A 10,917-nucleotide genomic window follows, 5' to 3' on the forward strand; every position below is an offset into this window, starting at 1 on the left:
TCGGCTCCAGGCTTACAGGGCCTTCACCTCGAGGATCTCCACCTCGAAGGTCAGGGTCTTGCCAGCCAGTGGGTGATTGAAGTCGATGGTGACCTGATCGTCATCGAACGCTTTGACCACACCCGGCAGCTCGGTGTTGGCGGCGTCGTTGAAGATGATCAGCAGCCCTTCGGACAACTCCATGCCTTCGAAGTTGGACCTCGGCATGACCTGCACGTTCTGCGGGTTAGGCTGGCCGAAGGCGTTCTCCGGGGCAACCACCACGGTGCGCTTGTCACCGGCCTTGAAGCCGAACAGGGCGTTTTCAAAGCCCGGCAGCAGGTTGCCATCACCCACTTTGAAGGTGGCCGGGGCTTTATCGAACGTGCTGTCGACGGTGTCGCCGTTTTCCAGGTGCAGCGCGAAGTGCAGGGTGACTTCGGTGTTCTGGCCGATACGGGTGTCAGTCATGGACCGGATCCTCGGACTTCTTGCTCTTGAACATATCCAGCGCCAGCATTACCGCACCAACGGTGATGGCGCTGTCGGCCACGTTGAAGGCCGGGAAGTAATGACGGTTCTGCCAGTGCACCAGGATGAAGTCGACCACATGGCCCAGCACGATGCGGTCGTACAGGTTGCCAATCGCCCCACCCAGCACCAGCGCCAGCGCCACGGCCAGCCAGGTCTCGTTGCGCCCCAGGCGCTTGAGCCAGACGACCAGTACCGCGCTGACCACCACGGCGATCAGGGCGAACAACCAGCGCTGCCAACCCGCACCGTCAGCCAGGAAGCTGAACGCGGCACCGGTGTTGTAGGCCAGGGTCCAGCTGAAGTAGTCAGGAATGACCACGATCTGCTGGTACATGGTCAGAGCGTTGTTGAAGTACAGCTTGGTGGCCTGGTCGACGACCAGGACCAGCAAGCTCAGCCACAGCCATGCAAGGCGCCCGAAGCGCCCCGCTGCAGGGTTAGGCATAGTGGCGCACCTCACCAGAGCCGGTCAGGTTGTCGACGCAACGGCCGCAGATTTCCGGGTGCTCCGGATGGCTGCCGACGTCGGCGCGGAAGTGCCAGCAACGGCCGCACTTGGTGTGGCCGGACTTGACCACTTGCAGCTTGAGGCCTTCGACTTCGGTGGCTACGGCTTCGGCCGGCGCCTGCGCGAACGGCACCACGCTGGCGGCCGAGGTGATCAGCACGAAGCGCAGCTCGTCGCCCAGCTTGCCCAGGTCGGCACTCAGGCCTTCGTCGGCGTACAGGGTCACTTCGGCTTGCAGGTTGCCGCCGATGACCTTGGCGGTGCGCTGGTTTTCCAGCTCCTTGTTGACCGATGCCTTCACTGCCATCACGCGGTCCCAGTAGGCGCGGTCCAACTCGGTGCCTTCCGGCAGCTCGCTCAGGCCTTGGTACCAGCCGTTGAGCATTACCGACTCGTTGCGCTCGCCCGGCAGGTACTGCCAGATTTCGTCGGCGGTGAATGCCAGGATCGGCGCGATCCAGCGCACCAGCGCCTCGCTGATGTGGTACAGCGCAGTCTGGCAGGAACGGCGGGCGACACTGTTGGCGCCGGTGGTGTACTGGCGGTCCTTGATGATGTCGAGGTAGAAGCCACCCAGCTCCTGTACGCAGAAGTTGTGCACCTTGGAGTAGACGTTCCAGAAACGGTACTCGCTGTAGTGCTCTTCCAGTTCGCGTTGCAGCAGCAGGGTACGGTCCACGGCCCAGCGGTCCAGCGCCAGCATGTCTTCCGGGGCCAGCAGGTCGCGGGCCGGGTCGAAGCCGGACAGGTTGGACAGCAGGAAGCGGGCGGTATTGCGGATACGCCGGTAGGCGTCGGCACTGCGCTGCAGGATCTGCTCGGAAACGGCCATTTCACCGGAATAGTCGGTGGCCGAAACCCACAGGCGCAGGATATCGGCACCCAGGGTGTTGTTGACCTTCTCCGGCTCGATGGTGTTGCCCAGCGACTTGGACATCTTGCGGCCGTTCTCGTCCACGGTGAACCCGTGGGTCAACAGTTCGCGGTATGGCGCATGGTTATCGATGGCGCAACCGGTCAGCAAGGACGAGTGGAACCAGCCGCGGTGCTGGTCGGAACCTTCCAGGTACAGATCGGCGCGCGGGCCGGTGGCATGGCCAATGTCGTGCGAGCCACGCAACACGTGCCAGTGGGTGGTGCCCGAGTCGAACCACACGTCGAGGGTGTCGGCGATCTTGTCGTACTGGTCGGCTTCAGCGCCCAGCAGTTCAGCAGCGTCCAGCTTGAACCAGGCCTCGATGCCTTGCTGCTCGACACGCTTGGCCACTTCTTCCATCAGTTCGACAGTGCGCGGATGCAGCTCGCCGGTCTGCTTGTGCAGGAAGAACGGAATCGGCACACCCCAGTTGCGCTGACGCGAGATGCACCAGTCCGGGCGGTTGGCGATCATCGCGTGCAGGCGCGCCTGGCCCCAGGCCGGGACGAACTTGGTGTCTTCGATGGCTTTCAGTGCACGCTCACGCAGCGGCTCGCCGGTGCTCGGCTGCTTGTCCATGCCCACGAACCACTGCGCGGTGGCGCGGTAGATCAGCGGGGTCTTGTGGCGCCAGCAGTGCATATAGCTGTGGCTGATGGTTTCGGTGTGCATCAGCGCACCGACTTCGCTCAGCTTCTCGACGATGGCCGGGTTGGCCTTCCAGATGAACTGGCCGCCGAAGAATGGCAGCGACTCGACATACACGCCGTTGCTCTGCACCGGGGTAAGGATGTCGTCGTTGACCATGCCGTAGCGCTTGCAGGTGACGAAGTCGTCTTCACCGTAGGCTGGCGAGGAATGCACCACGCCGGTACCGGCACCCAGCTCGACGTAGTCGGCCAGGTAGATTGGCGACAGGCGATCGTAGAAAGGATGGCGGAAGTTGATCAGCTCCAGCGCCGAACCTTGGGCGGTGGCAACGACCGAACCTTCCAGGTTGTAGCGCTTCAGGCACGACTCGACCAGCTCTTCAGCCAGCACCAGCAGGCGTTCGCCGGTGTCGACCAGGGCGTACTTGAATTCCGGGTGGATATTCAGGGCCTGGTTGGCCGGGATGGTCCACGGGGTGGTGGTCCAGATCACGATGGCGGCCGGCTTGGCCAGCGATGCCAGGCCGAAGGCGGCGGCCAGCTTGGCTTCATCGGCAACCGGGAAGGCCACGTCGATGGTCTGCGACTTCTTGTCGGCGTACTCGACTTCTGCTTCAGCCAGCGCCGAACCGCAATCAAAGCACCAGTTCACCGGCTTCAGGCCCTTGAACACGAAGCCTTGCTTGACCATCTCGGCCAAAGCGCGGATTTCACCGGCCTCGTTGGCGAAGTTCATGGTCTTGTATGGATTGTCCCAGTCACCCAGTACGCCCAGGCGGATGAACTCGGTCTTCTGCCCTTCGATCTGCTCGGCAGCGTACTCGCGGCACAGCTCGCGGGTACGGTCGGCAGAAAGGTGCTTGCCGTGGGTAACCTCGACCTTGTGCTCGATCGGCAGGCCGTGGCAGTCCCAGCCTGGCACGTACGGCGCATCGAAGCCGGCCAGGGTCTTGGAACGGACGATCATGTCCTTGAGGATCTTGTTCAGCGCATGACCGATGTGAATCTTGCCGTTGGCATAGGGCGGGCCGTCGTGCAGGACGAACTTGGGACGATCCTTGCCAATTTCGCGCAGCTTCTGGTACAGGCCAATGCTGTCCCAGCGCTGCAGGATCTGCGGTTCGCGCTGAGGCAGGCCGGCCTTCATGGGGAAGGCGGTGTCCGGAAGGTTAAGCGTGGCTTTGTAGTCGGTCATTTCAGGCTCTTCGTTAGCGGTTGAGCGTGCCAATGTGCACGTGCGGCGGCGATATCCGCATCGATCGCCGACTTCAGCGCCTCCAGGGAGGCGAATCGCTGCTCTTCACGCAGCTTGTGGTGGAACTCCACCGTCAGGCGCCGGCCGTAAAGATCGCCGGCAAAGTCCAGAAGATGAATCTCCAGGTGCGGGCGCCCATCACCGGCAACGGTGGGGCGCACGCCGATATTGCCGACACCCGGCCAAGCTTTGCCGTCGATCACGATGCTGGCCAGGTATACCCCGGACAGCGGCACGCGGCGGCGCTTGAGCTGGATGTTGGCGGTTGGTGTGCCGAGCTGGCGGGCCAGCTTCTGGCCGTGCAGCACGCGGCCTGTAATGCGGTACGGGCGGCCCAGCAGGTGTTCGGCCAGTTCGAAGTCGCCCTCGGACAAGGCCTTGCGCACTTCTGTGCTGCTGACCCGCAGGCCATCCTGGATGACCGTGTTGGCGGCCTCGACGGTAAAGCCGTACGCGTTGCCGGCCTCGACCAGGAAAGCGAAGTCGCCAGCGCGATCGCAGCCGAAGCGGAAGTCATCGCCCACTTCGAGATGACGCACGCCCAGGCCGTCGACCAGGATGGCCTTGACGAAGGCATCGGCACTGAGCTTGCTCAGACGATGGTTGAACGCCAGGCACAGCACCCGGTCGATACCTTCGGTCGCCAGCAGCTCGATCTTGTCGCGCAGCCGGGCCAGGCGCGCTGGCGCGGTATCGGGTGCGAAGTACTCGCGTGGTTGCGGTTCGAAGATCACCACGCAGGTCGGCAGACCCAAGGCCTGACCGCGCTCGCGCAGACGCGCCAGGATTGCCTGGTGGCCGCGGTGAACCCCGTCGAAGTTGCCAATGGTGGCGACACAGCCCCGGTGCTCGGGGCGCAGGTTGTGAAGACCTCGAACCAGCTGCATAACGCGCTTCTTGCTCATAAAGTGGCCGATTATAACCACACCCGGGCGCTGGTGACAGGCAGCAGCGCCCAAGGGCGGCGTGGAATGCGAAAAACCGACGCCTGACCCGCCAAAAGCCTCAGTGCAAGGCCTTGCGAGCGAAATGCCGGGGCCGGAAGCCACACAGGTACAGGCAGCCAAAATACGTCACGACGCCCGCCAGGATCAGCGCCCCAAGCCGCAGGAAGCGCTCAAGCATGATGCCCTGTTCCCAGGCCGGCATATAGTGCATGCCCGCCAGCAGTACTGCCGACATCAGCGCCACCGCCAACACAAGCTTGAGCAGGAACACTGCCCAGCCAGGCTGAGGCTCGAACAGCTGCTGACTGCGCAGCTTCCAGAACAGCAAACCGGCATTCAGGCAGGCACCGAGGCTGATCGCCAATGCCAGGCCGGCATGTGCAAGCGGGCCGACCAGGGCAAGGTTGAACAGCTGGGTGCAGACCAAGGTGAAGACTGCGATCTTCACCGGCGTGCGAATATTCTGCTGCGCATAGAAGCCAGGTGCCAGCACCTTGATCAGAATGATCGCCAGCAAGCCCACGGAATAGGCGATCAACGCCCGCTGGGTCATGGCCGCATCAAACGCGCTGAACTTGCCATATTGAAACAGCGCAACGGTCAGCGGCTCGGCAAGAATGGCCAAAGCCAGGGTGCAGGGCAGCACCAGCAGGAAGCACAGGCGCAGGCCCCAGTCGAGAATCCGTGAGTACTCCTCGCGGTCCTTGTTGGCGTAGGTCTTGGCCAGGGTCGGCAGCAGGATGGTGCCCAGAGCAACGCCCAACACACCGGAAGGCAGCTCCATGAGGCGGTCGGCGTAGTACATCCACGACACCGAGCCGGCCACCAGGAAGGAGGCGAAGATGGTGTTGATGATCAGCGAGATCTGGCTCACCGACACCCCCAGGATCGCCGGCAGCATCTGCTTCAGTACCCGCCACACACCCACGTCCTTGAGGTTCAGTCGCGGCAGCACGAGCATGCCGATCTTCTTCAGCGCTGGCAGCTGGTACAGCAACTGCGCCAGGCCACCCGCCAGCACGCCCCAGGCCAACGCCATGATTGGGGGGTTGAAGTACGGCGTCAGCAACACGGCGAAGGCGATCATCGCCACGTTCAGCAAGGTAGGCGTGAAGGCCGGCACCGAAAAGCGGTTCCAGGTATTGAGGATCGCTCCGGCCAGGGAAGACAGCGAGATCAGGAATATATAAGGAAACGTCACCCGCAACAGGTCGGTGGTCAGCTCGTATTTCTCGGTGCTGTCGACAAAACCCGGGGCCGTCGCCCACACCACCCACGGTGCAGCGAGGATGCCGATAGCGGTCACCAGGGCCAGCACCAGGGTCAGAAGGCCGCTGACATAGGCAATGAAGGTGCGCGTCGCCTCCTCGCCCTGCTGGGTCTTGTACTCGGCCAGAATCGGCACGAAGGCCTGGGAGAATGCGCCTTCGGCGAAGATGCGCCGCAACAGGTTGGGCAGTTTGAACGCGATGAAGAAGGCATCGGTAGCGACACCAGCACCAAAGATGCGGGCCAGGATGGTGTCGCGAACAAAGCCCAGCACCCGCGAAATCATGGTGATCGAGCTTACTGCAGCCAGGGATTTGAGCAGGTTCATCGAAAAGATTCACGCCAATGACAGAGGACGCTGCCAGACAGCGTCCGAATGTGCGATACTCCCGCGCCTTCGCAGGGGAGCCAAAAATTCCCGAGTGTACAGGTCGCGCAGCAGAAAGGAATCTTTCCCGCTTGTTGGCGCACCGCTCGGCGGAACCTTGCAGGTGGCCTTGACATCCGCTCGACTGATCGGCATGATTCGCGGCCTATTTTGTTTGCTATTTACCTAAAGTCTTTCGAGGAGCTCGACGGTGGCCAACACACCTTCCGCCAAGAAACGTGCAAAACAGGCTGAGAAGCGTCGCAGCCACAACGCCAGCCTGCGTTCCATGGTCCGCACCTACATCAAGAATGTAGTTAAAGCCATCGACGCAAAAGACGCCGAAAAAGCGCAAGCCGCTTACGTTCTGGCTGTACCTGTAATCGACCGTATGGCCGACAAGGGTATCATCCACAAGAACAAGGCTGCTCGTCACAAAGGCCGTCTGAATGGCCACATCAAGGCGCTGAAAGAAGCTGCAGCTGCCTAAGCGACGCGCTAGTCGAAAAACCGACCCTAGGGTCGGTTTTTTGTTGCCTGCGATTTATGCTTGCGGGCACAGCCCATGTGGGACTCGATCTCTGTGTGTCGCGAAAGGGCTGCGGAGCAGCCCCGGCAATCTCAGCTTCTGCGCTGAAACCGAGGGGCCGCTACGCGCCCCTTTCGCGACGCAAGGCCGCTCCCACAAAAAAGCAGGGCCGCGCTTGGCGGCCCTACTTTTACATCACTTGGCGATCTGAATCTTCGGTGCCCACTGCAGCCATTCATCCTCGGCCTTTTCGAACAAGGCAAAGGTCTGCTGCGGCCGTGCCGGGTTACCCATCTGCTCGCCATCTGGCGTTGCGAAGGCGATACCGCCATCGATCAGGGTTTCCACCGACTCGGTACGCACTGTAGCGCCCTTGAACAGACCCCAGTCGAAACCGAAACCACTGCTGTTCCAGAAGCGGCTACCGCTGCGCACCAAGGCGGCATAGCGCGGCTCGATGAGGATATGAATCAGCACGCGGTCAGCGCTCTGGCCCAGCTCGAAGCCTGTCACCTTGCCCACCGTAACCTCACGATAGGTAACCGGCACACCCGGCTTGATCGAGCCGCGGCGTGGCGCACTGAGCGTCAATGGCAGGCCGACCTCTGGCCCTGCTACCTCCGGTGCCTCGGCCAGGGCGATGAAATCGCGCTGTGGCCCACGGTTCTTGGCTGCTGGCTGCACTTCCAGGTACTGCCCACCTATCAAGGTGTCCAGGTTTTCAGTGCGCACCAGGCCCAGGGCCGGCTTGACCACCCAGAACTGCGTACCGGCACGGGCAATACGATCCGCCGCTTCGGTAATGCGCGCCCGTAGCAGCACCGCCTGCAGGTCATCGGTGAGGTCGACGCTCTCGATGCTGCCCACATCCAGGCCGCGGAAGCGGATGGCCGTGCCCGGTTTCAGGCCATCGGCACGCTCTACACGGATGGTGATCAACGTACCCGCACGGTTCACCGCTTCCTGGCTGTCATGCAGGCGGAAGCGTGGAATGTGCCGTTTCAGCGGTACATCGGGCCGTGGTGTATCGAACGCAATACCGCCGGCCATCAGTGTTTGCAGCGACTCACTCTTGATCTTGATGCCCGACAGGCCGCCGGTCAGGGTGATCCCACTGACGTTCCAGAAGCGCGACGAACCATTGACCAGCTTCTCGTACTCCTTCTCGATATGCACACCGATCAGGATGCGGTTGCTGTTACGGGCGAACTGATAGCTCTGCACGCTACCCACCTTCACCTGGCGGTACGTCACCGGGCTGCCGATTTCCAGCGAACCCAAGGTGTCGGCGAACAACACCATGTGCAGGCCCGGCGCTTTGAGGTCGAGCGGCGGCGCCTTGGCACGCGCCTCGAACTCACGCTCTGGCCGTGCGCCCTTCTCACCAGGACGAATGGCGATGTAGTTACCTTTGACCAAGGCTTCCAGGCCAGTGATTCCCGCCAGGGAAATCGACGGTTTGACTACCCAGAACTGTGTCCCGTCTACCAGGTAGTCCTCGGTCAGTGGGTCGAGTGTCAGCTCGGCCGAAGCGCTGGCCAGGTTGTCCTCCATCTTCAGGGCTTTCAGCGAGCCCACCTGGATGCCCTTGTACATGACCGGCGTGCGACCCGCCTGCAGGCCTTCATAATCGCTCAGCTTCACTTTTACCCGGATACCCGCCTGGGCGGCATCGAAGTCCTCGTACAGGCGGAACGGCAGGCTCGGATCGGTGGGAGGGCTGTCCTTGCGGTACTCCGGCGTGGCGAAGGCGATACCACCCGCCACAATGCTCGACAACGACTCACTGCGCACCTTCACACCCGAAAGCGAAGCATCGATGCTGACACCGCTGGCGTTCCAGAAACGCGTGTGCTTGCGCACCAGGCTGGCGTAGGCCGGCTCGATGAAGACTTTCACCTCTACGGTGCTCTGGTCCTCGGACAGGCGGTAGCTTTTCACCCGGCCAACCTGAATCTGCTTGTAGAACACCGGGCTGTCACGATTGAGCGAGCCCAGCCTGTCGGCCTTGAGGGTCAGGTGCAGGCCTGGTTCAGAATCCGAGAGCGGTGGCGCCACCTTCAATGCCACAAAGCGTTTGGTACGTTCCCCCTCTCCCGGGCTAACGGCGATGTAGTTACCCGACACCAGTGTTTCAAGGCCAGATATACCGGCCAGGCTGACACTCGGCTTCACCAGCCAGAAACGCGTGCCTTTGGTTAGATGGGGCTCGGCAGCCTTGTTCATCTCGATGGTAGCGATCACCCCCTGCGTGTCGCCCTTGGCGTCGAGCACCAGGCTTTTCACCTTGCCAACCGGCATGCCTTTGTAGATGACCTCGGTCTTGTTGGCGACGATACCCTCTCCCGACTCGAAGCGGACTTCAATTTCCACGCCAGCGTCGCGGTAGGCCTGCCACGCGAGCCAGCCACCGATCATCAGCGCAATCAAAGGCAGGATCCAGATGGCCGACCAGTTCGAGGCTGGGCGGGTTTTAGCCGTTGGCAGGTCACTCATGGTCGTCATCCGACTCCGTGTTATCCCAAATCAGTCGGGGATCGAAAGTTAAAGCGGCAAGCATTGTCAGGATCACCACAGTTGCGAAGGCGACAGCGCCCAGGTTGGCTTCGACACTGGCTATCCGGCCAAAATTCACCACTGCCACCAGGATGGCAATGACGAAGATATCCAGCATGGACCAGCGCCCAATGAATTCGATGAAGCGGTACATCAATATCCGCTGCCGGGCCGAAAGCGGCTGCCGCCGCTGAACGGAGTACAACAGCAAGCCGATGCCCACCAGCTTGAACGTGGGGACCAGGATACTGGCAATGAACACCACAGCCGCAATGGGCACCATGCCGTGCTTGAGCAAGGTGATGACACCGGACATGATAGTGTCCGGGCTGCCCTGACCGAGGGTACTGACGGTCATGATCGGCAGTATGTTGGCCGGGATGTAGAGGATCGACGCCGCAATCAGCAACGCCCAGGTGCGCACAATACTGTTCGGCCGGCGTGCATGCACGATAGCGCCGCAACGTGTGCAGGTTTGCGAAGTGCTGTCTGGCTCTTGCCTGTTCAGCTCGTGACACTCATTGCAGACAACAATACCTGCGTCAATCGCCCGCATGCAGGTCCTCCCCCGATAGCGCACTCCAGATCTGGTGGGGCGACATCACCACCTCGAGCCACACCTGGATCAATAACAGACTGATGAAACAGAACAGCCCAAGGCCCACGGTCAGTTCGGCCAGGTCCACCAGTTTGACGATGGCCACCAGCACCCCCATGAAATAGACCTCGAGCATGCCCCAGTCACGCAGATGGTGATAGATGCGGTAGAAGACCAGGCCGTAGTCACGCCCGAAGTTCAAGCGGATGCTCAACAGCACGGCCAGCTGACAGAGCAGCTTCGCCAGCGGAATGACCATGCTACAGAGCAACACCACTACGGCAACACCGCGCATCCCCGAGTTGTACAGGCCTAGCACGCCACTCCAGACCGTATCGTCCGAAGTCTGGCCAAGCAGGTGCAACTGCATGATCGGCAGGAAATTGGCGGGCACGAACAGCAAAAGGGCCGTCAGCACCAAGGCCAGGCTGCGATTGACCACATTGTGCCGATGGGCATAGAGCTCGTAACCGCAGCGCGGGCATTGGGCTTTCTCATCATGCTGCAGCACGGGCTTGCGCAGCAGCAGGTCGCATTCATGGCAGGCGACAAGCTCGTCCAACGGCAGCTGGGCCAGGGTTTCAGGTTCGACAGAATTGGACATAGAGCGCTTCTGTATAGGTGCGTGGGGCTATTCTAGTGTTCTGACTCGAATTATGGGAGGCGACGTTGTCCTGAAGGGTGTGCGCCCCTGCCTGGCGTTGCAACCTTCCCCGTAGGAGTGGGCTTACCCGCGAACACCGGCAACGCCGGTGCCATCTACGAAGCTGCCTGCCCCCGAGATTCGAGCAGGCCAGGCTTTTTTGCCC

Annotated in this window: 9 protein-coding genes; 1 reads left to right on the forward strand and 8 read right to left on the reverse strand. The window is 61.6% G+C overall.

What is annotated here, in order from left to right:
- Positions 1-12 precede the first annotated feature (12 nt).
- The 5 genes from fkpB to murJ form a co-directional block, all read right to left on the reverse strand.
- On the reverse strand, positions 13-450 hold the full coding sequence (fkpB, locus tag ACF8FG_RS02945; RefSeq protein ID WP_003247607.1) for an FKBP-type peptidyl-prolyl cis-trans isomerase: 438 nt from the start codon (positions 448-450) through the stop codon (positions 13-15).
- Positions 443-958, reverse strand: a complete 516-nt coding sequence (lspA, locus tag ACF8FG_RS02950; protein ID WP_014589581.1) for a signal peptidase II — start codon at positions 956-958, stop codon at positions 443-445. The genes fkpB and lspA overlap by 8 nt, the downstream gene beginning before the upstream one ends.
- Positions 951-3,782 carry an isoleucine--tRNA ligase gene (gene ileS / locus ACF8FG_RS02955; protein WP_014589580.1) on the reverse strand — a complete coding sequence of 944 codons (2,832 nt, stop codon included), beginning with the start codon at positions 3,780-3,782 and terminating at the stop codon, positions 951-953. Before ileS ends, lspA begins: the two co-directional genes overlap by 8 nt.
- Positions 3,779-4,729, reverse strand: a complete 951-nt coding sequence (gene ribF / locus ACF8FG_RS02960) for a bifunctional riboflavin kinase/FAD synthetase (protein ID WP_014589579.1) — start codon at positions 4,727-4,729, stop codon at positions 3,779-3,781. Before ribF ends, ileS begins: the two co-directional genes overlap by 4 nt.
- 118 nt (positions 4,730-4,847) lie before the next feature.
- Positions 4,848-6,386 (reverse strand): murein biosynthesis integral membrane protein MurJ, encoded by a 1,539-nt coding sequence (murJ, locus tag ACF8FG_RS02965; protein ID WP_014589578.1) that lies wholly within the window; start codon positions 6,384-6,386, stop codon positions 4,848-4,850.
- A gap of 250 nt (positions 6,387-6,636) precedes the next feature.
- Here murJ and rpsT point away from each other — a divergent pair, with 250 nt between their 5' ends.
- Positions 6,637-6,915 (forward strand): 30S ribosomal protein S20, encoded by a 279-nt coding sequence (rpsT, locus tag ACF8FG_RS02970; protein ID WP_003247625.1) that lies wholly within the window; start codon positions 6,637-6,639, stop codon positions 6,913-6,915.
- Positions 6,916-7,149: 234 nt separating this feature from the next.
- Here the strand turns inward: rpsT and ACF8FG_RS02975 are convergent, their stop codons facing one another.
- From ACF8FG_RS02975 to ACF8FG_RS02985, 3 genes are read right to left on the reverse strand one after another with little or no spacing between them, the layout of a single operon-like run.
- A complete protein-coding gene (locus ACF8FG_RS02975) occupies positions 7,150-9,450 on the reverse strand; it encodes a PqiB family protein (RefSeq protein WP_014589577.1) in 2,301 nt (766 codons plus the stop codon).
- The gene (locus tag ACF8FG_RS02980) at positions 9,443-10,066 is read right to left on the reverse strand and encodes a paraquat-inducible protein A (RefSeq protein ID WP_014589576.1); all 624 of its coding nucleotides are present in this window, start codon (positions 10,064-10,066) and stop codon (positions 9,443-9,445) included. The genes ACF8FG_RS02975 and ACF8FG_RS02980 overlap by 8 nt, the downstream gene beginning before the upstream one ends.
- A complete protein-coding gene (locus ACF8FG_RS02985) occupies positions 10,053-10,712 on the reverse strand; it encodes a paraquat-inducible protein A (protein ID WP_020190949.1) in 660 nt (219 codons plus the stop codon). The genes ACF8FG_RS02980 and ACF8FG_RS02985 overlap by 14 nt, the downstream gene beginning before the upstream one ends.
- Positions 10,713-10,917: the final 205 nt, after the last annotated feature.

Source organism: Pseudomonas sp. YQ_6 (assembly GCF_043103245.1).
Classification (GTDB): Bacteria; Pseudomonadota; Gammaproteobacteria; order Pseudomonadales; family Pseudomonadaceae; genus Aquipseudomonas; species Aquipseudomonas alloputida.